At 56.4% G+C, this 24,813-nt stretch carries 21 protein-coding genes; 15 read left to right on the top strand and 6 right to left on the bottom strand.

The genetic code is table 11. The features are described from left to right. Positions 1-91: 91 nt before the first annotated feature. The gene (bcsS, locus tag HYP802_RS0116255; protein WP_013948450.1) at positions 92-1,567 is read left to right on the top strand and encodes a cellulose biosynthesis protein BcsS; all 1,476 of its coding nucleotides are present in this window, start codon (positions 92-94) and stop codon (positions 1,565-1,567) included. Positions 1,568-1,683: 116 nt separating this feature from the next. Beyond that, on the top strand, positions 1,684-1,965 hold the full coding sequence (locus tag HYP802_RS0116250; protein ID WP_013948449.1) for a hypothetical protein: 282 nt from the start codon (positions 1,684-1,686) through the stop codon (positions 1,963-1,965). Between the two features lie 48 nt (positions 1,966-2,013). Here the strand turns inward: HYP802_RS0116250 and HYP802_RS0116245 are convergent, their stop codons facing one another. From HYP802_RS0116245 to HYP802_RS0116220, 5 genes are all read right to left on the bottom strand, one after another. Next, entirely contained in the window at positions 2,014-2,847 is an 834-nt protein-coding gene (locus HYP802_RS0116245; protein WP_013948448.1) for an FkbM family methyltransferase, read from the bottom strand. Positions 2,848-2,914: 67 nt separating this feature from the next. Beyond that, the gene (locus HYP802_RS0116240) at positions 2,915-4,081 is read right to left on the bottom strand and encodes a hypothetical protein (RefSeq protein ID WP_013948447.1); all 1,167 of its coding nucleotides are present in this window, start codon (positions 4,079-4,081) and stop codon (positions 2,915-2,917) included. Between the two features lie 43 nt (positions 4,082-4,124). Then, positions 4,125-4,499 (bottom strand): EamA family transporter, encoded by a 375-nt coding sequence (locus HYP802_RS0116235; RefSeq protein ID WP_013948446.1) that lies wholly within the window; start codon positions 4,497-4,499, stop codon positions 4,125-4,127. 8 nt (positions 4,500-4,507) lie between these two features. Beyond that, entirely contained in the window at positions 4,508-6,004 is a 1,497-nt protein-coding gene (locus HYP802_RS0116230) for a UbiA family prenyltransferase (protein ID WP_013948445.1), read from the bottom strand. Positions 6,005-6,251: 247 nt separating this feature from the next. Continuing rightward, positions 6,252-6,719, bottom strand: coding sequence for a hypothetical protein (locus HYP802_RS0116220; protein WP_013948443.1), 468 nt, complete (start codon positions 6,717-6,719; stop codon positions 6,252-6,254). A 304-nt stretch (positions 6,720-7,023) separates the two neighbouring features. On the opposite strand from HYP802_RS0116220, the gene HYP802_RS0116215 reads away from it, so the two are divergent. The 4 genes from HYP802_RS0116215 to HYP802_RS0116190 all read left to right on the top strand — a co-directional run bounded on the left by HYP802_RS0116215 (position 7,024) and on the right by HYP802_RS0116190 (position 12,855). Next, a complete protein-coding gene (locus tag HYP802_RS0116215) occupies positions 7,024-8,043 on the top strand; it encodes a glycosyltransferase family 2 protein (protein ID WP_024276143.1) in 1,020 nt (339 codons plus the stop codon). A gap of 335 nt (positions 8,044-8,378) precedes the next feature. Beyond that, positions 8,379-9,974 (top strand): polysaccharide biosynthesis/export family protein, encoded by a 1,596-nt coding sequence (locus HYP802_RS0116210; protein WP_081740986.1) that lies wholly within the window; start codon positions 8,379-8,381, stop codon positions 9,972-9,974. 384 nt (positions 9,975-10,358) lie between these two features. After that, on the top strand, positions 10,359-11,876 hold the full coding sequence (locus HYP802_RS0116195) for a lipopolysaccharide biosynthesis protein (protein WP_081740985.1): 1,518 nt from the start codon (positions 10,359-10,361) through the stop codon (positions 11,874-11,876). A gap of 19 nt (positions 11,877-11,895) precedes the next feature. After that, a complete protein-coding gene (locus HYP802_RS0116190) occupies positions 11,896-12,855 on the top strand; it encodes a glycosyltransferase (protein ID WP_024276140.1) in 960 nt (319 codons plus the stop codon). A gap of 97 nt (positions 12,856-12,952) precedes the next feature. Here the strand turns inward: HYP802_RS0116190 and HYP802_RS0116185 are convergent, their stop codons facing one another. Continuing rightward, positions 12,953-14,863 (bottom strand): Wzz/FepE/Etk N-terminal domain-containing protein, encoded by a 1,911-nt coding sequence (locus HYP802_RS0116185; RefSeq protein WP_024276139.1) that lies wholly within the window; start codon positions 14,861-14,863, stop codon positions 12,953-12,955. A gap of 313 nt (positions 14,864-15,176) precedes the next feature. Between HYP802_RS0116185 and HYP802_RS0116180 the strand changes: the two genes are divergently transcribed. From HYP802_RS0116180 to HYP802_RS0116140, 9 genes are all read left to right on the top strand, one after another. Then, positions 15,177-15,647 carry an acyltransferase gene (locus tag HYP802_RS0116180; RefSeq protein ID WP_013948437.1) on the top strand — a complete coding sequence of 157 codons (471 nt, stop codon included), beginning with the start codon at positions 15,177-15,179 and terminating at the stop codon, positions 15,645-15,647. Between the two features lie 63 nt (positions 15,648-15,710). Then, positions 15,711-16,724 carry a Gfo/Idh/MocA family oxidoreductase gene (locus HYP802_RS0116175; RefSeq protein WP_029671044.1) on the top strand — a complete coding sequence of 338 codons (1,014 nt, stop codon included), beginning with the start codon at positions 15,711-15,713 and terminating at the stop codon, positions 16,722-16,724. Between the two features lie 6 nt (positions 16,725-16,730). After that, the gene (locus HYP802_RS0116170) at positions 16,731-17,828 is read left to right on the top strand and encodes a DegT/DnrJ/EryC1/StrS family aminotransferase (RefSeq protein WP_013948435.1); all 1,098 of its coding nucleotides are present in this window, start codon (positions 16,731-16,733) and stop codon (positions 17,826-17,828) included. A 45-nt stretch (positions 17,829-17,873) separates the two neighbouring features. Continuing rightward, the gene (locus tag HYP802_RS0116165) at positions 17,874-18,839 is read left to right on the top strand and encodes an NAD-dependent epimerase/dehydratase family protein (RefSeq protein WP_024276137.1); all 966 of its coding nucleotides are present in this window, start codon (positions 17,874-17,876) and stop codon (positions 18,837-18,839) included. Then, positions 18,836-19,978 carry a DegT/DnrJ/EryC1/StrS family aminotransferase gene (locus HYP802_RS0116160; RefSeq protein WP_024276136.1) on the top strand — a complete coding sequence of 381 codons (1,143 nt, stop codon included), beginning with the start codon at positions 18,836-18,838 and terminating at the stop codon, positions 19,976-19,978. Before HYP802_RS0116165 ends, HYP802_RS0116160 begins: the two co-directional genes overlap by 4 nt. Then, a complete protein-coding gene (locus HYP802_RS0116155; protein WP_013948432.1) occupies positions 19,975-20,850 on the top strand; it encodes an ABC transporter permease in 876 nt (291 codons plus the stop codon). The genes HYP802_RS0116160 and HYP802_RS0116155 overlap by 4 nt, the downstream gene beginning before the upstream one ends. Then, on the top strand, positions 20,847-22,118 hold the full coding sequence (locus HYP802_RS0116150; protein WP_024276135.1) for an ABC transporter ATP-binding protein: 1,272 nt from the start codon (positions 20,847-20,849) through the stop codon (positions 22,116-22,118). The genes HYP802_RS0116155 and HYP802_RS0116150 overlap by 4 nt, the downstream gene beginning before the upstream one ends. Continuing rightward, complete coding sequence (locus tag HYP802_RS0116145; protein ID WP_024276134.1) at positions 22,109-23,821, top strand: glycosyltransferase; 1,713 nt, start codon at positions 22,109-22,111, stop codon at positions 23,819-23,821. The genes HYP802_RS0116150 and HYP802_RS0116145 overlap by 10 nt, the downstream gene beginning before the upstream one ends. Next, positions 23,818-24,813 (top strand): glycosyltransferase family A protein, encoded by a 996-nt coding sequence (locus HYP802_RS0116140; protein ID WP_024276133.1) that lies wholly within the window; start codon positions 23,818-23,820, stop codon positions 24,811-24,813. The genes HYP802_RS0116145 and HYP802_RS0116140 overlap by 4 nt, the downstream gene beginning before the upstream one ends.

The raw sequence follows: 24,813 nt of genomic DNA, 5'->3' as shown, positions 1-24,813 counted from the left end.
CTCATCCCAAATCGGGACTCTGCCAAACGCGTTGTTAAGGGTTTGGCGGCGACAAACAGCGCGACGCAAAAAAACGCGCCGAGGAATGGTGATGAAGAAATATCTGGTGTTGGTTGCGTGTGGAGCGGCAATGCCCGCATTGAGCGTACCTGCTTTTGCGGACGGGCCGTTTTCGCTCAAAGATACGCCAGTTCAGGTCGAGGTTCCCAGCTGGACCGGATTCTATTTCGGTGTCGGCGCCGGATACGGCCACAACCACTCGAAGAACAATTATCACGATAACGGCGGCGGCGGCGATGGGCCGACAACCTCATCGAAGGATGAGTCCGCGGACGGCGGCTTCATCTCGACGATGTTCGGCTACGACCGCCAGATCGGCGATCGGTTCGTTGTCGGCGCCTTCGCGGATCTTTCGACGTCGGAATTCACGCGCGGCAATGAAGACATTCACAACGGTCTCGTCGTCGATCGCTCGTGGGCCATCGGCGGCCGTCTCGGCTACCTCATCAACGAACGCACGATGATTTACGCCAACGCCGGTTATACCCAGGCGCACTTCTCGAACGATGGCTGGTGGGACATCGACGCCAATGGCGTCGGTCCGACGCTCCCCGGTAAAGGCGGTAATTGGTTTAGTGGCTATTTCGTCGGCGGCGGCTTCGAGCGCAAGCTGAACGACAATTTCTATCTCCGCGGCGAAGCCCGCTATTCGGATTTCGGCTCCGAGGTCACGAACACCGGCGACTTCGAAGGCACGCACTACGTCGACAAGGAAGTCCCGTCCATCATCACGGGTGAGCTGGCGCTCGTCTATAAGCTCGACCGGCCGCGCATTCTCGGCGGCGACACGACGCCGATCGACGAAAATCACGGCCCGCGCGTCATTACATATAACGGCATCGATGCGGCATCAAACTCCGTCTATTATTACGGCGGTACGGTCTTCGGTCTGACGAACGACCTCTACCACAACGGACTGCTGCTCCGCTCGGAAGGCGTCATCGCCGACTACAACTATGATGAGTCTGCTGCGCCCCACACCAACGTCGACGCTGATGATCGTTCGCTCGACGTGATGCTGGGCTATCAGTGGGTATTCCCGACCTGGAGCGCGATCGGTTACGTCGGCTACGAGGTGCGCAGCGTGCACCTGTCGCCGTTTGATCCGAACAATAACGTCGTCGGTGGCGAGAGCGGCTTCAAGGTTGCCGGCGAGTTGGAAACGGACGACTCGCTGCCGTATTACGCCAGCCTCGAAGGCAGCTACTCGACGGCATTCGACTCCTATTACGGCCAGGCGCGTGTCGGCTGGAACAGGGAAATGTCGTTCTTCGGACCGCGCACGATCACGTTCGGCCCCGAAGCCGCCGTTTACGGCGACGGTGGCGATTACGCCCCGCGCGTCGGTGCTTTCGCGACGATCCCGTTCCAGATGTGGTGGCTGAATACGCCCGCCAAGCTGACCTTCGACGTGGGACAGCAGTGGACCGGTGGCAGCGACGGTGGCGAAACCCGAGCCGGCGGCGAGGGCGCCTATGGCGGCTCGATGCTTCGCATCGACTTCTGATCGCAAGAGGGGGGCAGAGATGCCCCTCTTTCTTTTTAGGGCCGCTCTTGCCTCAGAACCGGGCCTTGGCCCGGCGCTTGCTCGATACCCGTTGAAATGACAGCGAGTGTTCGACAATGAAACTGAGCAACTACAACTCACCCCGGCGCCCGACAATCGCCCCGAACAGAAATCTGACCGAGCGTGCCGGTTTGATCCGCGACGTCGCCAACATGCTGGGCATTGACGCGATCAAGATCGAGCTTTCAAATCTGCTGAAAGATGCATTCCGGATCCAGTTCGACGACTGCACCGGCCGCGCCCAAACCCTCTTCATTCCCGCCGCCGCCAGCCCCGCCCGCATCAGCCAGACGCTCCGACTTGTGTCGGGACCTCGGCGCGGCAGCGGCCAATTCTAGCGGGCTTGAAGCAGATCTTGCCAACGAACGCCGAGAGCGATCGCGCGCCTATTGCGGTCTCTCGACGAGCGCCTTCAGATCCGGGCGCGATCGCGACACGCAAAAGTAGTTACAGAACTTAAAGTCCTCCATCGTCCAGTGATAATCCTGGAACGGCACGCCGCCTGGAAAGATCTTCCCAATCCAGAACGATTTGGAAAGCGTCGCAAAATAGTCCGCAAGCAGATGGCGCGTGTCGATCGCGAACGGCCCGTATTCGAACTGCAGACAATTGACTTTACCCGCGTCGAGGAAGTCCGAAAAACCGTTCAAGACGCGATACTCGGCGCCTTCGACGTCGATCTTCAAGAAATCTATTTTTTCGATGCCGTTCTTTGCGCAATAGTTATCGAGCCGAACCATCTTAGCCTCGAACGGGACTGAGGTCAGGTCGTGCCGCGGCATATCACAAGTGAGTTCTGGCGCGTCGGCGAAGTAGTACATAGTCTGCGTGTCTTCAGTGTCAGAAACGCCGACGTTGTTTAAGGTGATCCGCTTGTTGTTTGCCGGAAATGCACTCTGTAAATCTCGAAACGTGTTGGGAGCGACCTCGAACGCGTGTACGTGAGCATTCGGCCAGTTTTCGAGAGCGGTTTGGGACCATTTCCCAACGTTTGCGCCGACATCGAAAATGATCTCGAAATTCGCTTTGCTTAACTTGGAGAGCAGCTCTTTCTCACCATTTCTCGTGAAGTCAGAGCCTTCATTCTCATATGCCTGCTCGATGAAGCGAGCGACGTTGTGCGCCATCCTTACGGGATAGGTCGATCTATTCTTGGTAATCGCCGATTTCACGGTCTCCTTCATCTGGCCGAGACGTAAAATCTTTTTGAGCGTGCTCATGACTGGAGACCTGTGTCTATGGGCTAGATGATGTCGATTGGTATTAGGGTCAATCTGCGGCGATATTCTATAGTTCGCTATTTATTTGGTTATTTACCTGAAGCCATTTCTGCATTGCCGTCGCCATCAAGACAAAAAAGCCAACATACAGCATGCTGAGATTCCTCATTTCGCCCTCGGCGCAGAAAAGGAAAAAGAGTGGAATGTTGACTATCGCCGCGATGGCGATGTGCGCCTTTATGTAGTGTGGCGCATTCGGCCAGCCATAGTAAGCGAAGACGCCGATCCATGCGAACATGATCAGGCTATAGCCTTTGAATAATGGAATGCCATAAGTCTGGTCGAAGCCGAAAAGATTGAGCGGATTGGCGTAAAACGACAAGTGTCTGAAGAATTGAAAAATCGCTGTCGATCCAGGATTTCCAGAATAGATTTGGTGGACCACCGCATAGGCCGCCAAGGAGATAGCTAAGCTGCCCACAGTGCCAATGAGGGCCTTCCTGCCGGAGACGCGATAAAGCAGAAGCGGCCATAGGCTCAAAGTAAAGAATGCGTACGATTCCTTATTCAGCGTCGCAGGCACGGCAAGGAGCAGAAGAAGTCCCACCTGCCCCGCCAAAGCGAGGCGTGCCGCCAGGGCGAACGCCAGCAATTCCGGATAGTCGTAGAAGTAACCGCCCCGCGTTTGGATTACAGGGATCATGATGGCAAACACGATCGGCGCGACGATTGCCGCTGGCCTTCCGGCGCCGATGCATTCGCCGATCGACTTGAGCACGAACAACGCCGCGAAAAGCGACAGAAAGGTCAAGTAATAAACGATGCGATATCGCAAAACATAGCCGGTCTTGTTTGCGTCGATACCAGTCGGTGCTTTCAATGCGCCATTAGCGTTTTCCAGGCGTGTGCTGATTGCGGAGCGTACCCGCTCGGGAAGTGCTTTCTCTATAAGGTTTGCCGTCGCCGGTAGCAGTTGTCTGTAGACGTATGGGCGATCCGCGATGCCATCGAGCATTGAGATCAAAGACTGCGAAGGCGTTTCGTCGCTCATCGTCCACTTCGAATAATAGCCTTGGAACGTAGCGGCGGCCGTTACGGCATAGAGAACGATCAGCACAAAGTTAAACGCAACCGTTCGGGAAGTGACAGAAGCGCGGATACGATGAAACACAGGGACGCCTACGTCTATTTGCGTTGTCATGCCCGATCCATTGCTACTGAGGCGTGGTTCCATAGGAGCGTCGTTGTAATGAGAACCGTGGCGAGCCAGACCAAAGTTACCTCTGCGCGATGAGGAAGATGCCGATGAACACGAGGATCGTACCGCCAATGCGCGACGAACTCAGCGTGTCGCCAAATATCAGATGTCCCGCAAGCGCGGTCATAACAAAACCAAGGCCGACGAACGGATAGGCCTGCGAGAGCTGAACCTTGCCAAGCGCCGAGAGCCAGAGAAGGGTGCCAATGCCATAACAGCCGAGGCCGGCGAGCACGCCCGGTGTGATCAGCGCATGCGCAAGTTTGCTGATGGCGCCGATGTCGGATCGCTGGTCCATCCAACTCAACGAGTTGAGCCCGAACTTGAAACAGATCTGGGCGAGCGCCGATAAACTCACGCTCGTGATGATCAGAAGCAGCACAGAAATGGGCATGGAGATCCTCAGTAGAAAGATACAAATCCGGTCGCTGATGCGAACATGATAAGAACCGCAGTAACGACCACGCACCATGTAACCCAGTCGCGCGCCGCATACACGATCGGGTCATCGTGCATCCAACCCCGCATCGTTGCGAGCCAAAGCCGGCACTGCCAGAAAAGCATTAGTGGAACGAGCAGCCATAGAATCTCTGGCGAACGATATTGTTCAGATGCCGCGGAGCTGCCGACGAAGAGGGCCAGAACGACGCTGGAAGCAAACGTCGACGAGCAGCCGAGCATTTGAAGAAATGGGAGGTCTTCGGGCAGATAACCGCGCGCCGAGTTCGTTTTTCTGGTGGGCGATCTCTGTATGGCCATCAGTTCTTCAGTTCTCTTGACCGACGAGAGGCTCAGGAACGTGAAGCCCGAAAAGCCGAGCAGCCAAAAGCTAACCGGGTGTGCAACCGCGATGCCGCCCGCGAGAACGCGAAGCGTGTAAAGCGCGGCCAAAATGAAGATGTCGACGAGCGGCAACTTCTTAAGTCCGAGCGAATAGGACAAAGACGTCAGCGCATAAATGATGACGACCGTTGTTACGCCGGCGACATAGGACAGCACGAGGCCAATCGAAAGTGTAGCCAGTGAAATCGCGATCGCGATGGGTATCGATACGTCTCCGCTCGCAACCGCCCGCTTGCGTTTGCGTGGATGTCTGCGGTCCGATGAAATGTCGATGATATCGTTGATGACATAGATCGAAGAAGCAATCGCGCAAAAACTCAGAAACGCATATATGGCGTCGCCCCATGCGCCCAGATCGGTCCAAAGTCGCGCCGCAATGAGTGGGACGAAGACCAGTAGATTCTTCGACCACTGATGAGGACGCAAAAGGCGCAGGCTGGAGATTAGGATATTCGGGCGGTCGTCGATGATCGTTTGAATGGTCGCCGATTGCTGCGCTTGGGCAACGACCGCCGGAGAGGCATTGACGACAATTGCTGCGTCCGCAAATTTCCAGACGGCTAAGGCGTCTTGGTCATTTCCGACATAAATGAAACCGCTTTCACCGAACCGCTCTTTGAGACTGTCCGCAATCTGATTTTTATCTGATGGGCCGTGTTCAAGAAAGATGACGTCGTCGAAGATTGATAAATGCTCCACCACCGCGCGCGCCAGCGGGTCTTCGGCCGTGGCCAGAAGCACGATGGGATGCCCCTTCGATTTTTCTGCTCGCAGAAATTCAAGAAGCTTCTCGTTGTAGGGAAGTGTTTCTGCATCCTGCGTATCGAAGCGGGAGACGCACTCCCGGAGTTTGGTGGCCCCTCCGCCGGCGTTTGCAAGGAGCGCCAGCAGTCCGGTCGGCTTAAAGAGCATCGCCAGCAAGCGTTCTTGCGTAAGGTTCGCACGAACGAGGCCACCCTCCAAGCAGAGACAAATCGGTTTCAAGGCGAGAGTCCGCGAACCACCAGCCGGCGCGGGCGAGTGGATTTTCTGTGCGATGTCGAAGGGCTGACCCATCAACTTTCCCTCGGAATTAAATGGCGGCATCGGGCGTTGAAACAAAAGCGATCTCTTTTCCCGTCATGAGATCGTGCGACCAGTGACATTTGGGCATTCATAGAACGGCTGAATAAAATTAGTCCTACTGCCGGAGTATTGATGGAATTTAAGAAATGTCCGGAATTGGATAGCCGCGGTCAACTCGTTAATCGAGCATTTATTGCCGAAGATCCGACGCTGTCGCTTCGGGCAGGAATAAAGGGGCTCATTCCGGCGAAGTATCAAAGTCGTCGTCCAGTTTTTTGCTTTTCGGCTTCGGCGGAGGCGGATGGGCGGGACCGGCCTCATAGATGAATTTCAAGCATCCCTGAAAGAATGCCTTTGAATGCCCGTAGCAGAGTGAAATGTCACGCGTGTCTTTCTCTTGACCGAATTTATAGCCGGCGATGACGTCGTCGCAGTCGTCGTCGCAGGCAATGCCATGAACGTCCCTGCTCAGCGCGGCTTGAGGCGCAGCAAGGGCGAAACCGACGAGCAGGAGTGTCACGACTGTCTTTGACATGAGGTACTTTGAGAGAGTGATGGCCGATGTCTCTGTATCTAAAGTGCGCACGAACCCCTTAAGGAAGAGACCGTCGGTCCGCGGCAACAGCACAAAAAAGTAAGGGCCGGTATCGCCGGGATTGCTGGCGTGCAGTCGAGCAGTAATCGTGCCAGCAATGCGCCGTCGCATCGGTCCCCTCCGGCGTTGGTTAATAGCTGTCTAAGATCGCTGACTACGGCTACCTCTGTGAGACATCGGGACGACGAACCTTTCAGCGCGCGGTCGGATACGAATGAGACTAAATTAACTGCATTTCAAAAACGCATAAATTTGATGCATCTCAGGCGCAAGCGATTTACGCGCATTTGACGGTTGGCTGATTTTCTGGCCCGAACCTTTGACAACACCCTCGACTGGGCGAATCCATGCAGCGTTTGCAGTCTCGAAGCCCTGTCGCGGCGGCAGCGCACCGGCAACTCAATTGAGCAAAACAGTGGGAAATTCGTCTTTGCCGGAAGTGTCATCACAGTTCACCACCATCGTGATGCCAGCGTTCAATGAGGAATTGTACATCGCGGCAGCGATAAACTCACTCTTACAACCGCAAGAGCCGCATGATTACGAGCTATTGGTTTTGGATGGCGGAAGTTCCGATCGCACGCCGGCAATCGTTCAGGAACTCGCCAAACTTAATCCTCGCATAAAGCTCATTCACAATACGCGCCGCACCCAGTCCGCCGCAATGAATATCGCTGCCTCTATTTGCGATCCGAGAACGACAGTTCTGGTCCGAGCGGATTGCCACGCCAGTTACCCGCCGCACTTTGTTTCCGATTGCGTCGCGACGCTGCGTGAAACGGCAAGCTCCTCGGTTGTCGTTTCGATGCGCGCCGTCGGCCGCTCGCCGCTTCAGAAAATCTTTGCTGCGGCTCAGAACAGCCGACTGGGCAACGGAGGCTCCGCGCATCGCCGTCAATCGCAGTCCGGATACGTCGATCATGGACATCATGCTGCGTTCGACCGGCAGGCGTTTCTGTCACTCGGTGGTTACGATGAAACCGTCCAATATAATGAAGATGCCGAATTCGACGCCCGTCTCGTCGCCTCTGGGCGGAGAATTTATCACGACGGCCGCTTGCTGATAGACTATTATCCTCGCACGTCCTTCCCATCTCTGGCGCGACAGTACTTTCGGCACGGCAAGGGGCGCGCGAACACGCTGTTGAAGCATAAAATGCGGCCGAAGCTTCGCCAAATGTTGCCGGTGTTAGTCCTTCTGGCCTCGGTGATTGCGCTCGCCGCTTACCCGTTCATCGGATCCATCGCGTTGCTAATTCCCGCTGGGTACATACTGGTGTGCATGGCGTGGGGAGCGTACCTCGCGGCCGAGTGCCGACAGCCGTCATTTCTCCTTATCGGGCCCGCGGCGATCACAATGCACATGAGCTGGGCCGCGGGCTTTCTGAGCCGATTTCTGCGCGGAAATTCGAACGGTCTTAACCATGCGAAATAGTTTTGGGGCGCGATTGGCACATCAATTGCTTCATCTCAACTGCTTGGTCGGTAAACCAACCCACCAAGCGCATCTAACGCGTATCTACCTCTTTAGTAGGCTTTCTGGCGGAGAGGATTACCCCAGGCGAATATCCCATTGGATCGCTAGGGAAATACTGGCGCCGTGATAGGATGTAGAGTGCAGTGGGAAGGTTTTTGGCGTTCGCCAAGTTTTGGTTGCGAGAGTCTCGGCGAAGAAATCCGCGCTGTTGCGCGTCCCGAATTGGGACCGCTGAAAGTAAGATTTCGGGACGAGATGGTTGTTTTGGGATTGAGTGCGGAGAGGGTTTCGCTATGAGACGTCGGTTTGGTTTTCTGCCATCCAATGCGTCCAGGTCATTCAAGCTCTGGGCCTCGATGCCGGTTGCTTGCAGCTTCGCAACACTGATCGCGTTGGGAACCGTTATTCCCAACGATACGACAGCTGCTGCCGATCAACAGCGCGACGGCGCGCTGAGTGACGTGATCGCGCAAAGAGGCGTTGCCTCCAATCCAATGGCTGATTACCGGCTTGGTGTACGCGATCGCGTTCGCGTCCAGGTCTTCGAGTGGCGTCCTTCGCGTGACGAAGTCTACAGCTGGAACGCGCTCAATCAGGTCTATACGGTTGACCCCGCAGGCAAGATTTCGATGCCGCTTGTCGGCGTCGTGAATGCAGCCGGCTATACGACTGAAGAATTGGGGATGATTATCTCCCGCCAGTTGATGCACCGCCTTGGTCTCGCGACCCAGCCGGACACGACTGTCGAAGTTACGGATTTCCGTCCGATTTATATCACCGGCGCAGTTGAAAAGTCGGGCGAATATCCCTTCGCGGCGGGCATGAACGTTCTCCAAGGCGTAAGCCTCGGCGGCGGCCTGTTCCGGAATTCGGCCCTCGCCGGTCTGCGGCTTGAGCGTGAATTCGTTTCGACGGTCGGTAGCTATCAGGCGCTTGAGCAGGAGCGTCAGCGTCTGCTCGCCCGCAAAGCTCGGCTCGACGCTGAGCTGAGCGGAGCTGATCGCATCGCATTTCCCGCGGAACTTCAAACCGTCAGCGCGCCTCAGGCAATCGAATCCACGTCGTCTGTGATGGCGAAGGAACAGAGCGTGTTCGATCTGCGTCGGCGCGCTAACGAAACGCAGCTGATTGCGCTTGACCAGTTGCAAGGTTCGCTTGAGCAGGAAGTCAAGACGTTGGATATGCGCGTCGACTCCCAGCAAAAGCAGATTGATTTGTTGCGTTCGGAATACGACGGCATCAAGCGGCTGAGCGACAAGGGGTTGTCCACCGCGCCGCGCGTTCTCGGTCTGCAACGGAATTTGGCAGAGCTTGAGGGTGAGAAGCTGCGCATCGAAAGCGATCGCACGCGCGCCGAGCAAGAAGTCAGCCGCACCAAGATTTCTCGTATCGAATATCAGAATAAGCGAGACAACGATCTGACCGTCGAACTCCAGACGACGGAAGCGCGCTTGCAGCAGATCGACCAGGAAGCAACTGTCAATCAGCGCCTTCTGGCCGAAACCAAGTCGCAGGCCATTGCCTCGCCGCTCCATCTTGTGACGACAGGTGGTACGACCCCCGACGGTAGCGCATCGTTGGAGCCGAAGATTCACTACACGATCGTGCGACAGGTAAGCGGCGGCGGCGTGCTGAATATCGACGCGACGGAAGATACCCTTCTGCAACCGGGCGATACGGTTAAAGTCGACATGACGATGCCGGCAACGTCGAAGGATTCCATGTCGCTTGATGCCGTCCTTCGCTCTCAAAAGCCGGCAATTCAGGAGCGGTCCGTCCAGACGACGCCGATCAGCGCGCCTCCGAGCATGGTGCCGTCCACGGTCTTTCCCGCGCCGGATCATGCCTCGCTGGAACCTGTCCGGGCAGATGTGCTGCGGCCCGATTGATCCGCATTGTCATAAAATGAGACTTCGAATGTGTGGGGCAGCACCGTTGCTCCACACATTTCATTTTGGGATCGGGAAACTGATGTCAGATCGCTGGAACGTCGGCGCCTCGAAATAGACAGAGTAAATAGATTTCGCTTGATACGGGGCCTTTCCCATTCGCTTTTCCCATTTTCCGGAAATCAGGAACGCTGTTTTCTCGCCAGCGGCGTATCCCACGCGTGTCGATGAAATTGCGCGAATTGTCTCTCTGCTGAATGGATTGTTTACATCGTTCGATGATTCGATAACGGATCAGAAATGGTGCTGTGTTATCGATGTCATTGCAATGACGACGACGGCATTCGTCAAAAAAGCTGCCTGCATGTGCAATTGAGAATTTGAATGTCGAGCGTTCGCAGGGGACTAATATTTTCAAGTTTTGAGCGCTATAGCGTCCTCTTACTGGGGATGTTGACGACCATCGTAACGGCCCGCCTGCTGACCCCGGCGGATTTTGGTATCGCGGTCATCGGCCTAGCAATCTTCGGATTGATCGACATCTTCCGAGATTTCGGCAGCGGCACCTACATTATTCAAGTCGATGATCCGACACCGGAACGCGTACAGTCCGTTTTCACCGTTACGCTGATGCTCGCGCTTCCGCTTTTTCTGTTGACCTATTTCTTCGCGGGAACAATCGCAAAATTCTACGGTCTACCAGGGCTTGAAGCCTATTTGCGTGTCACCGCGTTTTGCTTGCTGACGTCATCATTCTGTTCTCCGGCTTACGCGTTGTTGAACCGAAATCTTCAGTTCGACAAACTGACGATCCTGAGCCTGACGACCAGTTCCTTGAATGCCGTCGTAACGATCCTGCTGGCGCTCGCTGGCTTCAGCTATATGAGCTATGCTTGGGCACAGCTCGTATCGACGGTCATATATTTTGGGCTTTGCCTGATGTGGGGCCCGAAGTTTCCAATTTACAGGTTTTCGCTTTCGGAATGGCGGCCCGTCGTGAGGTATGGGGTGTATGACAGCGCCCGGGCGCTGTTATTGCATCTTGGCGATGCCGCCCCCTTTCTAGCCTTCGGAAAGACACTCGGCGCAGCGTCTCTCGGTATCTATCAGCGCGCGTTATCGATCAGCCGCCTGGCAGACAAAACGTTATTGTCTGGCTTCGCCCCCGTTCTCCAACCAGCTTTCTCCAAACACTCACGCGAGGGGCGCGATCTCGGCAAGAGTTTCCTATTGGGTATTGAGCATGTGACCGTGCTTTTATGGCCCGCATTGGTTGGAGTGGTGCTCCTCGCCCATCCGTTGGTCATGATTTTGCTGGGGGCGCAGTGGAGCAGCACCGTTCCGATCATCCAGGTGCTGGCGATGTCGTCGATGATTTGCTTCCCGCTCAGTTTGTGCCGCCCCGCTCTCATTGCCGCTGGAGGAGTTCGCGAGACAGCTATTCTAGCGATCCTGACTGTGCCTGTCGTTGTTGCCGTGCAGATCGCAGCTTCTTTTTGGGGGCTGATGGCCGTCGCTTGGAGCTTCGTTCTGACGAATATGTATACAGTCGCATTCTCACTTCATTTCGTCAGTAAACACATCTCATTGCCTCAAAACGACGTTCTGCGTGCTTTGCAAAAAAGTTTTATCGTGACGCTCGTGAGCGCGGTACCCCTGATACTCGCGGCGATCATTGCGGACGGAGCGGAGCAAATGCCGGTGGCGATCGGTGTCGGCGCGGGCATTCTCTCGGCAATCTCGTGGTTCTTTGCGATCCATTTAACGGGCCATCCCATTAAAAATGAGATAGATCGCTTATTGGATGCCGCAGCCGTGGTCTTGTTTTCACCAGCGACGGTGCAAAATTTGAAAGCTGTCAGGTTGGCTGTGGTCTCGCGGGCGTCCGTGAGAAAAGAATAATCCAAGGATAGCCGGCCAGATGGGCGTCGTCGGATCGACAGCGGTAGTGATTGCAGCCAAGAACGCCTCGGCGACCGCGGCTTACGCCGTCAGTTCGGCTTTGCGCCAATCCTTGGCCGGAGAAGTCATTTTCGTCGACGACGGATCGCGTGATGATACCGCAGCTGTTGCCGCATCCGCCGATGATGGATCGGGACGGCTGAAGATTTTGCGCCTCGAGCAGAATGTCGGGCCGTCCAGAGCCCGCAATATAGCAATCGAGTCCTCGACGTCGCCGTTCATTTGTATCCTGGATGCTGACGATTACATGGCGCCGGATCGTCTTGAGCGGCTGTTTTTAGCGGGCGGGGACGACTGGGATTTCCTCGCCGACGATCTGTTCTTCACGGCTGATTACCGCGGTGGAAACATCCTCGATAGGCTGTTGCCGAAGGCGACAAAACTGCCGCTTCAGCTCAGCCTCGATGCCTTTATTGCTGGTAACATTTCACGCAAGGATCGTGTTCGCCGCGAACTGGGGTTTCTGAAACCCGTCATGCGGAGAGAGTTTCTGCAGACGCATGCCCTGCGGTATGATGAACGGCTGCGCCTGGGCGAAGATTTGATCCTGTATGCCAGTGCGCTCCGCAGTAACGCGCGATTTAAGCTGGTTGCGGGCTGCGGTTATTTCGCAGTCGAACACCCCACGTCGTTGAGCGGCTCCCATCGCACCCAGGACATCGCCGAACTCTATCGCGCACTGACGGAACTCGACGCTGCGTTGGGTCACAATGGGTACGCGCCCTCGCTCGAAAGATTGTTAGTTTCGACTCGGAACAATAGGGACTTCCGGATTTTGTTGGATGCCAAGCGCGAGCATGGGCTTGTGGGAGCGCTTGGCGCTATCTCTAAGTCACTCGCAAGCGTCCCCTATATGGCTCGCGAAGTCGCCGAGGCAAAGCTCAGCGCAATAAAGCGAAAGCTGAGCGCCTCGCCTTAGACCGCCCTCAGTTAAGGCACCCAAATCGAATGACGCACATGCCGGCCACGACGAGGGCCGGCCCGTGTCGTTGGGACGTGGTCGGCAATGGGCGGTCCTACGAAAACTTCGCGCTCACGACGCCGAGAGGCGGCTGTCCGACGATTCGCATGCGCGATGCGACGTCCTCAAGTTCCGCCAAGCTTGTCTGCCATATTTCGGCAACGATGACGACGCCTTCGACGGCCTTGGTGACGACTTCGGTGTCCGATCCTGAGGGGAGATGCACGAAAATATTTTCGTATGACCCGCTCAGGCTTTTGATGAGTTCGCTCAGTTTCGCGACACGCTGGAGGGTCCAGAACCCGGCCGCCTCTGTCTTGTCGACCAGAAGCAAGGAGAGGGCGGGCTCGATGTCGTACTGCACGATAGCCGCTTCCGGTTCTGCTCGGCCTTCGATCACGTCCTTCAGATCAAACTGGAGATCGCCGACCAGCGAGGCCGCAAGATTTGTACGGCCAGGCTCCGTCTCGATCAGCAAAGTCCTCTTGCCAGCGCGCGCATTGAGAAGCGCAACGTTGCTGCAAACGGCGGCGTCGTCGATTGCCTTGGAGATTCCGAAGATGCCTATAGCTACCGCACCCCTCGCATTGGCCGCATCGTTGATGGCTGCCGCGGTCTTGACGAGTTGTCGGGCGTCTGGCGATTGCGGATGGCTTACGACGATGAGTGCGTTTCGCTTTCGTCGCTGCCGCCGGCCGAGGTGCTTTCCAACGATGGGTAGGCGCGAACGCCATCGCGTATCGTCGATTTCACCAAGAAGGGGCGCTCCGATATGCCTCATAAGCTGGTTGGAGGACCGCACGCGCTCGTTCAGGACAGACATGGCCAGCGCCGCTCCGGCGCCTAGAATGCCGCCAAAGATGAGAGAGCCGAGAAGAGTCAGCGTGCCTTTTGGGCTGCTTTTACGTTTTGGCGGCTGGGCTCGAGTGATGAGACGAGCGGACGTCGAAGGGTAGGACTGGCGCTGAACGGTGTCTGTGTAGGCGCGAAGGTAGCTCTCGTAGATCTTCTGATAGGTAAGCGCGCGGGAGTCGAGCTCTTCGAGCGTCGGAGCTTCCTGCGGCGTCGTCACTGGCTGGTTATCCTTCGGCGCCGCTTTGGAAGCGCCGTCTCCCGTTGCCGGGCTCGCCGGAGACGTTGGTTTGGGAAGAAAATCTAGTCCGAGATTGCTGTCGCTGGATGTGGGACGGTCAGCCAAGCGGTAGTCGCGGCGAGCCTTGAATTCCTGTACGTCGATAGCGGCTTCATTCATCAGCCTGCGGATTTCTTCAATGCGCGCCTCAAGCCAAAGACTGTTACGCCGAGCCGCGCTTGCGCGCCCGTCGATCTTGTCCTGGACGTAAGCATCTCCGAGGGTATTGACGATCTCTGCGGCCTTTTTCGGATCCGGATCCCTGTAGGAAAGCTCCAGAACATAGGAAAGTCCGACACGCTTGACGCCCAGATTGGATTGGATGGTGAGCTCGATCTGGCGCAGCTTTTCCGCTTCTTGAGCCGGCGTTGGTGGGGGGAGGGCGCCAAACAAAAGCCGTGACAGCCAGCCCCGCTCGTTAGTGCTGGCCGTAGGGGGCGGAGACGTTTTGTCGGCTGCGTCTGCTTTCGCGTCACCTTTGAGCAGTGTTTTCGCGACGCGCCCGACAATCTGTTCCGAATTGAGAACGGCAATCTCACTTTCGATCTGCGGCGTATCAAGAGAAACCACCGCCTCCGGCGTCATAATGGTTGGCCCGGAAGCCTGATTGGTCTCGATCAAAAGCTGAGCCGTTGCCGTGTATGTTGGCGTGGCCGTCAAGACATAAAGCAGACCTAATATTGCGCACGCGATTGAAGCGCTTGCGATGAAAGGCCAGAAATGCTTGAAAAATGAGATGACGTCAGCGATCGAGAGAAGCTCGCTAGGTCGAATGCCGTCGTCATCCTGATGAATGTTCGTATTTTGAACGCTGCGCAAATTATCGAAACGCACCAGAGCGACTCCCGACCCAATCCATATGTTCGAGCCAATATGACATGACGGATGGTGTGTATCTTATGAAAATTTGCGCAATACCTGATGTCAGACGGTGCCGCAGACTTTGACCATTTATTCGCTGTACGGAATAAAGATATCTTAAATTTTTCAGCAAAGCCCTTAAGGTGATCCGGGAGGCAAGTTTTCTGCTACGTTAAGTTTAGATTTCGAGGTCTTTTTTAAATCTTCAGCGGATAGATATTCGGCCACGACGGCCAGAGTCGTCGAAAGGCCAGTTAATAAAGTATTGCCAAATTGGGAACAGGAAATGCCGATCGACGGATCTGTGCGGCTGGGGGCGGACGTTAAAATTTATCACCCCGATCAGGTCAATCTTTACGGATGCACAATCGGCGATGGCACGAGAATTGGATCGTTTGTCGAGATTCAGAAAAATGCCGTTGTTGGGGAGCGGTGCAAAATTTCGTCCCACAGTTTCATTTGTGAGGGTGTCGAGATTGAAGATGAAGTGTTCATAGGCCATGGCGTGATGTTTACCAATGACCTCTATCCCCGAGCGGCAAATCCCGATGGGAGTCCGCAAAGTGAGGCGGATTGGACGGTCATTAAGACACTCGTCAAGAAAGGGGCAAGTATTGGCAGCAACGCAACGATCCTTCCCGGCGTAACGATCGGATACGGCGCGCTCGTTGGCGCCGGGGCCGTGGTCGCGAAGGACGTGCCGGACCATACGATCGTGGCAGGGCCTGCCGCGACCATCGTTCGGAAATGTGATTGAGAGTTTTACGCTTTCTGCTTCGGCAGGAGCGGGGGTATCTTGTTAGCGGGTGGCGTGAGTACGATGATTGGTATCGGCGTAATCGGGTATGGCTATTGGGGGCCAAACCTAGTTCGAAATTTTGCGGAGCTTTCGCGAGCTAAGCTCGTTGGCGTTTCAGACCTTGACAGCAAGCGACTTGCCCTAGTCGCAGCGCGGTTCCCAGGTGTTCACACCACAACCGATTATCATGAGCTGCTTCGCGACCCGAAGATTGACGCGATTATTATCGCTACTCCGGTCTCAACCCACTTTCCCATTGCAATGGCGGCTTTGAAGGCCGGAAAGCATGTCTGGCTCGCGAAGCCGATGACGGAAACGTCGATGCAGGCCGCGCAACTTGTGGAGGTCGCTGCAAAGCGCAATCTCGTTTTGCTGGTCGATCACACGTTCGTCTACACCGGCTCGATCCGGAAGGTCGGCGAGATCGTGCGCTCGGCCGATATGGGACAGTTGTTCTATTATGACTCGATCCGGGTCAACCTCGGCCTCTTCCAGCGCGACGTGAACGTCATTTCCGATTTGGCCGCGCACGACTTCGCAATTCTCGACTATCTGCTCGACGAAAAGCCCATTGCGGTGACGGCGGCGGGTTCGAACCACTTTCCCGGCTCGCCAGAAAATCTCGCGTACGTCACGCTATTCTATAACTCCGGCATGATCGCCCACGCCAATGTCAGCTGGCTTGCCCCCGTGAAGGTGCGTCAGATTCTGATCGGCGGAAGCAGCAAAATGATCACGTACAACGATCTCGAGCCGAGCGAGAAAGTAAAAATTTACGACAAGGGCGTCAGCTTCACGGACGATCCGAGGCAGATCCAGGAAATGCGCGTCGGCTACCGCATGGGCGACATGTGGGCACCCAAACTGGACAGTAAGGAAGCTTTGAGCGTCGAGGGCGAACATTTCCTCGACTGTATCGAAAAGCAGCAAAAACCTATTTCAGACGGCCAATCCGGAGAGCGTGTCGTTTCGCTCATCGAGGCGGCAACCAGTTCCATGCGCGGCCGTGGCGAAACCATTTACATTCATCGGTAGGCTTTGATGATCCCGTTCGTAGACCTCAAGACCCAATTTCATTCTATCAAGCCGGAGATCATGAGTGCGATCGAAGGCGTTCTCGAAAGCTGCCAGTTTACGCTCGGCAAAGAAGTCGCAACGCTAGAAAACGAGTTCGCGACCTACTCAGGCAACAGCATCGGCTGCGGCGTGAACAGTGGTACGAGTGCGCTTCATCTGGCGCTCCTGGCGGCAGGCGTTGGTCCAGGCGACGAAGTCATCACCGTGCCGTTCACGTTCGTCGCCACGGTCTCCGCGATCCATTATACCGGCGCAAAGACCGTGTTCGTTGATATCGATCCTCTGACATACACCATGGCACCGGACGCGATCGAGGCTGCAATTACGCCGCGAACGAAAGCCATCATGCCGGTCCATCTTTACGGCCAGCCCGCCGATATGGATCCGATCAATGCGATCGCGAAGAAACATGGCCTCGTCGTTATCGAAGACGCCGCTCAGGCGCATGGTGCGGAGTATAAAGGCCGCCGTGTCGGCAGCCTCGGCGATCTTGCGTGCTTCAGCTTCTACCCGGGCAAGAACCTCGGCGCGTACGGTGAAGCCGGCATGGTCGTCACGGAAAACGAGAATTACGCACGCACGGTCCGCATGTTGCGCGACTGGGGCGCGGAGAAAAAATATCAACATGAGCTGAAGGGCTTCAACTATCGCATGGAAGGTGTCCAGGGCGCCGTTCTTCGTGTGAAGTTACGCTATCTCGAAGGTTGGACGGAGAACCGTCGCGCGGCCGCTGAACGTTATCGAGATCTGCTTCAGGGCAGCCCCTATGCGCCGCCGCATGAGCGCAACGATGCGCGTCACGTTTATCACGTTTACGCGATCAGGACGAAGTCGCGTGCGGCGCTGCAAAGCTGGATGGAGTCCAAAGGCGTGCAGACGGGCATTCATTACCCGACGCCCGTTCATTTGTTGCCCGCGTTCCGGGATCTCGGATACGAGGCAGGTCAATTCCCGTACGCCGAAGCGGCCGCTGCCGAGGTCCTTTCGCTTCCGATGTATCCGGAGCTGAAGCCTGAAGCGCAGAAAGCCGTTGTCGATGCCCTTCTTGCATTTCCAGGATAATAGCGCCGTAATAACTTTGGGGATGGATAGGACAAGGCCATGTTGATCGAAGGTTCAAGAATACTCGTAACGGGCGGTTGCGGTCTCGTCGGCTCGACGACAATTGATCTTCTTCTGCAGCATCACAAACCCGAGAAGATCATTATTCTCGACAACCTGGAACGCGGCACCATCGGTAATGTCGACGGTGCGTTACGTGACCCCCGTGTCGAACTCGTCAAAGGTGATATTCGCGATATTGCCACCGTCCAGCGAGTGACGGATGGCATGGACTCCGTTATCCACATGGCAACCCTTCGTATTACGGCCTGCGCCGAGCAGCCGCGCGCCGCGCTGGAGACGATGTGCGACGGCTCCTACAATGTTCTCGAAGCGGCCGTCGCAAAGGGAGTGAAGAAATTCGTCACGGCCTCGTCGGCTTCGATTTATGGCCTGGCCGATGTCTTTCCGACTAAGGAAGACCATCATCCGTACAACAACCGCACCTGGTACGGCGCGAGCAAGATCATGCTCGAAGGCTTGCTTCGGTCGTTCAACGATATGTATGGACTGCCGTACGTCGCGCTGCGCTACTTCAACGTCTACGGTCCGCGCATGGACATCTACGGCAAATATACCGAGGTTCTGATCCGCTGGATGGAACGCATCGAGGCCGGTCAACCACCGTTGATCTTTGGTGACGGTAAGCAGACGATGGACTTCGTCTATATCGACGACGTTGCCCGCAGCAATATCCTGGCGCTGCAGTCTGATAAGTCCGATAATGTCTACAACGTCGCCAGCGGCACCGAGACGTCGCTGAACGATCTTGCCTACGCGCTGCTCCGGGTCATGGGTTCGAACATGCAGCCGGAATATGGTCCCGAGCGCAAGGTGAACCCGGTATCTCGCCGCCTTGCCGACACGACAGCCGCCAAAAGAGATCTCGGCTTCACGGCCGAGGTCGATCTCGACGAAGGCCTGCGCCGCCTCGTGGACTGGTGGCAGATGAAACGTAAGAGCGCTGCATGATCCCGATCATGCGCCCGATCATGGATGAGCGCGAGGCGGACGCCGTCCGCCGCGTCATCCTGAGCGGATGGACGACGCAAGGTCCAGAAGTTGCAGCCTTCGAAAAAGAGTTTGCGGTGTTCGTCGGCGCGCCGCATGCTTGCGCTGTGTCGAGCTGCACGACGGCGCTTCATCTTGCGCTGCTCGCTCTTGGCGTAGGCGAGGACGATGAAGTCATCACCGTCAGTCACACATTTATCGCGACGGCCAATGCCGTCCGCTATTGCGGCGCGACGCCGGTCTTCGTGGATATCGAAGAAACCGGCTTCAACATCGATCCAGAACTGATCGAAACCGCGATCACGCCGAAGACGCGTGCGATTATCTGCGTGCATCAGATCGGAATGCCGTGCAATCTCGAAGCAATCATCGCCGTTGCCTCTGCTCACGGTTTACCCGTCATCGAGGATGCAGCCTGCGGCATCGGCAGCGAGATCAATTGGAAGGGCAATTGGGAGCGGATCGGCAGACCGCACGGCGACATCGCCTGTTTTTCGTTTCATCCGCGCAAGATCATGAACACCGGGGACGGCGGCATGATCACCACCGCCAATCCGGAATGGGATGCGAAATTTCGCCTGCTGCGCCAGCACGGCATGAGCGTACCCGATACGGTGCGGCACGGCTCAGCTCAGGTCATTTTCGAAAGCTATCCGACCGTCGGATACAACTATCGCATGACCGACATTCAAGCCGCAATCGGCCGCGAGCAGTTGAAGCGCGTGCCTGAAGTTGTCGCCGCTCGCCGTGCGCTCGCAGACCGCTACACGGCACTATTTAGCGACAATTCCGGGATCAAGGCACCGGTTGAACCGGCATATGCGCGCAGCAACTGGCAGAGCTATTGTGTCCGCCTGCCTGATGGTCTCGATCAGAAGGCGGTAATGCAATCGATGCTCGACGCGGGAATTGCAACTCGTCGCGGCATCATGTGCATTCATCGCGAAGCCTCTTACTCCGGTGACGTGAACATGGCTCTGCCGCGCTCGGAAGCTGCCCAAGATCAATGCATCATTCTGCCATTGTACCCGCAGATGACGCATGCAGAGCAAGATCAAGTCATCACAACATTGAAGCAATCCTGCACCGTAAACGTATGAGCGTTCTATCGACTGATACCATTGTTCCATCCGGCGCGCCGAAAGGCGGACGGTCGCCGGGCTATGACTTGCGGCCTAGCCGCGGGCTGTTCGATCTGGAACTCGGTGGTGTCTGGCGCGCGCGCGAACTTCTGTTTGTCTTGATGATGCGCGACGTCCAGGTGCTTTATCGCCAAGCCATACTCGGCGTTGCATGGGCGATCATTCAGCCGGTCTTCGCCGTCATAATTTTCACCATCATCTTCGGCCATTTCGCCAGAATTTCTTCCGATGGCCTGCCGTATTCAGTCTTCGCATTCGCAGGCGTTTTGATCTGGACGTATTTTTCGGAGTCCGTTCGCCGCAGCGCAACTGCGCTCGTCACCGATGCCGAGCTCGTGCGCAAAATCTACTTTCCGCGTCTCATTATTCCGCTCGGAAGCGTCATTGCGCCCTTGATCGAATTCTCGATTGGCTTTGTCATTCTGCTTCTGCTGATGTTCTGGCACGGGCTATATCCGTCCTGGCATATTCTTGCCATTCCGCCGCTTCTGCTGGTGGCGGGCACTCTGGCGCTGTCAATGGGACTCTGGCTTGGCCCGCTTAACGTGCGCTTTCGCGACATCAAGCACACGCTGCCGTTCATGCTGCAGATCTGGATGTATGCGTCGCCCATCGTCTATCCGCCGAGCCTCGTACCGCCAGAATGGCGTTGGGCTTATTCGCTCAATCCGATGGTCGGCGTCATCGACGGTTTTCGCTGGGCCGTCTTCGGTCAAGGCCAGTTGAACCTCGATACCTTGGCCATCAGCGTGGTGATAATTGCCGCCCTACTTGTCAGCGGCTTGGTCTTCTTCAAACGCCAGGAGCGCATCTTCGCGGACGTCATATGACGACGAATGATATTGCCATTCGCGCGCGCGGCCTCGGCAAACGCTACAGGCGGGGGCAGCGCAACAAAAGCAACTCGTTCCGGGAAGTCCTCGTGGACGGCGCCAAGTCCCTGTTCGGCTCGTGGAGCAAAACGGACGACGCGAGCCCATCGCCGGATTTCTGGGCCTTGCGCAACGCGACGTTCGATATTGCGCGCGGTGAAAACGTTGGCATCATCGGGCTGAACGGTGCCGGTAAGAGCACACTTTTAAAGATCCTATCGCGCATCACCACGCCGACGGAGGGTACGGGTCGCGTCGAAGGGCGCCTCGGCGCACTTCTCGAAGTCGGCACCGGCTTCCATCAGGAGCTGACGGGCCGCGAGAATGTTTTTCTTTACGGCTCGATCCTCGGCATGTCGCGCGAAGAAATCGCCCGCAAGTTCGACGCCATCGTCGCCTTTTCCGAGATCGCTGATTTCATCGACACGCCGGTTAAGCGTTATTCGAGCGGCATGTACGTCCGTCTCGCGTTTTCGGTCGCTGCCCACCTTGATCCGGACATTCTTCTTCTCGACGAGGTTCTGGCCGTCGGTGATTTTACGTTCCAGCGCAAATGCATCGACTTTGCGCACGAGCTTGAAAGGAAGGGCGCGACCATCCTGTTCGTGTCGCACAACATGTTCTCGATCAAGTCGATGTGCCAGCGCGTTATCTATCTGCGGCACGGCGAGGTCGTGTTCGACGGGCCAACCGACGATGGATTGAAACTTTATGAGGCCGATTGCCGTCTCGCCGTTGCGCCTTGGTTCCACCCGGATCCGGATGCGCCCGCCATCGACATCACCGATATCGAGCTCATTGGTGAAGGCGGCGAGCGCAAGCAGATGTTCGATTTCGGCGAGCGCATGACGATCCGAGTACATTACGACGCCAAGGATCCAATCAAAGATCCAGACATACGCATCGGCATCAACCGCTCGGACGAGGTCCACTGCAGCACGTTCAGCAGTGTCGCTGACGATGTCGGCTTGAGCGTACTCTCAGGCCCCGGTGAAATAGAGCTGACGACGCCGCCGATCAAGCTCGTCTCCGATCTTTACACGCTGACGATTGCGGTTCGTGAGAAAAAATTTGGCCGCTTGGTTGTCGCGCGCATCGGAGAAACATTTCACGTCCGCCACCCCATCTTCGCGTCGAATGCATTTGGCGTCATGCATGAGCGTGGGGAATGGCAGCACTCGGGTGCAAAAGTCGTGGGTAAGATTGGGCCGCAGCGATGCGCATAGAAAACGTGGCTCTTACTGCCGATGAACATGGCGCATCGCCGTCGTCGCCCGGCGCGGATCGGCATGCGCAGAATGCGGACCGCCAGATCGCGCGCATGAAGAGCAATTACGCTATCTTCGATTCGTATGTCGCGAAGGCGCAGAAAAGCCTTGAGCGGGGAAATCTCGAAACAGCTGGCGGCTACGCATTGATGGGAGCCTGGGTTGCGGCCCATATGCATTGCGGCTTCTTTGCGAGCCCGCGAATTGAGCGCATTCTGAATAAAATAGGTCGTCAAATTCCGTCTTCTCTGCCTACTACGGACAGAGCAGGGCGACCGGACCAGGTGAAGCGCGTTCTCCATGTCAGTGGCGAAATCACCGCTGTAGGAGGGCTCGCGACGATGTTGCGGCGCTGGATTGAAAGCGATCCAGGCCGTGAACACTCGGTCGCCCTGACCCAGCAGTACGATCAACCAAGCGCCTTGATCACGGCGGCCGTTTCGCGCGCAGGCGGCAGTATTCATCTGCTCAGCCGTGCCGGCGGGCTGGCCGCCAAGGTAACAAAGCTGAGGCAGCTCGCAAGCGAGCACGATCTCATCGTCCTGCATATACCGAATTCGGACGTCGTTGCCCCGATCGCCTTCGCCGAGCCGAAGCGCTTTCCGCCTGTCCTTTTTCTCAATCACTCAGATCACATGTTCTGGATCGGATCGACGATCAGCCAAGTCGTCGGCAGCATGCGGAAAGCAGCTCTCGATATCTGCGAAAAGCGCCGTTACGTTGAAAAGAAGCGTAGCGTATTGCTTCCGATCCTCGTCAGTCCCACTGCGCGGACGAAGGACAGGGAGGCGGCGAAGGCGGCGTTGGGCCTCGATCCCTCGGCGCTGCTTCTCATCTCCGTTGCGCGGGCACAGAAATACCGAACGATCGGTGGTGTTTCGTACGCGGATACGCACTCGGAGTTGCTCAAAAGGTTCCCGAATGCATTGTTGATGGTCGTCGGCGGCGGCGAGCGGCCGGATTGGGCGGATGCGAGCGCAGCCGTTGGCGGTCGTATTCAATCACTGACACCGCGTGATCCGAAACCCTATTTTGAAGCCGCGGACATCTATCTGGATTCCTTCCCGTTCTGCTCAGCGACATCAATGATGGAAGCTGCGGGGTATGGGCTGCCTTGTGTTTCTCGTTTCGTGCTGCCCCCCGAGGCGCGAATTTGCGGCATGGATCATCCCGGCCTCGCGGGGCCACTGGTTGAATCGACAAACGACCAAGATTATATCGCAGGCCTCGAACGATTGATGTCGGATCCGAAACTGCGCGCGCGCATCGGTGAAGCGACCGAGAAATCCGTGCTGGATGCCAATGTCTCACCCGGCTGGAATAAATACCTCGAAGCTGCGGTTGCGCGCGCACTTGAATTACCTCCTGTCGATCTCGAAGCCATTCTCAGCGGCGACTTCACCGAGAAGCTGAACTTCGGCGAGCCTGACACGCGCCTCGAGGATATCTACGGCTTCGCGCCGCCCCAGGCTGCGATCTTGCGCCATCATCTCGGGCTGTTTCCGTTGTCTGAGCGCCTGAAGCTTTGGATTGATGTAGCGAGAGCGCGAGCGTTTCTCGGATGGAAGGATGCCGTAAAGGGGCTCTTCCGCGAAAGCTTGGTTTTCAAGTTGAAGGATACGCGCGCGGTGGCATTGTCGGTCTGGAGGCCAAGCCAGTGAGCGAGGTCGCCATTATCATCCCGTATTATCAGCGCGAACCAGGAATCCTTCGCACCGCAATTCAGTCCATTTATGCGCAGGAGATCCCGCTGGGCGTGACCGTCCGCGTCGTGATCGCAGACGATCAATCGCCAGTGCCCCCCGAACCAGAATTCGCAGCTTTTTGGCATTCGGAAATCTCCGTTGAAGTCGTCAAGCGTGAGAACGGCGGCCCGGCGAAAGCACGAAATACCGGCTTGGACACAGTCAGGCATGCAGACGTCGTAGCGTTTTTGGATTCCGACGATTTCTGGGACCCCCACCATCTTGCAAAGGGACTCGCTGCACTCGCGCAGGGCGCGGAGTTTTATTTCGCGAACAACTTCTACGAGGACAAGCGCACCTGGTTCGATGGGCTCGAAGGCATCGACGCGCTTAAGGCCGCATCAAGGCTCGGGGATGAGGGCATTTATCACATCTCCGGAGCCGGCATTATGCCGTTTATGCTTCAGGACTGTCTCGCACACACATCGACCGTGATGTTCGACAACCGCATCCACGGCGCAATGCGTTTCGATGAAGATCTCGCCTTTGCCGGAGAGGACTATCTCTTCTGGCTAACACTGTCGTCCAAGGCGAAAGCCGTCGCGTTTTCCGCAGCGCCGATGGCTGCTCGGGGCAGAGGAATGGACCTTTACCGCGGGGCGCTCGATTGGAACCGTCCGGAGTGCATCCGCAGACTTTTCTACGCGCTCTTACTTCATAAGAAAGTTCGGGAGCGGTTCTGCACGACGAGTGCATCCAAAAGCGTGATCGACGCTAAGATCGTCAAGCTGCGTCAAGGCATAATCTATCTTCTGATCCGCAACGGTCTTGTCCATCGCCGTATCAGCGGATGGATCATTCGCGAGCTTGCACGCAAGGATCGTCGGTTCTGGGTCGAGTTTCCTCGGAACGCTTACGAGACGATCTCAGGTAAGTTGCGCGGAAACTTCGAATTTCCGATCGGATAG

Origin of the sequence: Hyphomicrobium sp. 802 (assembly GCF_000526135.1) — a bacterium.
Taxonomy (GTDB): Bacteria; Pseudomonadota; Alphaproteobacteria; order Rhizobiales; family Hyphomicrobiaceae; genus Hyphomicrobium_B.
Note: the sequence above shows the minus strand (reverse complement) of the source record. Positions and strands in the feature narration are given on the sequence as shown.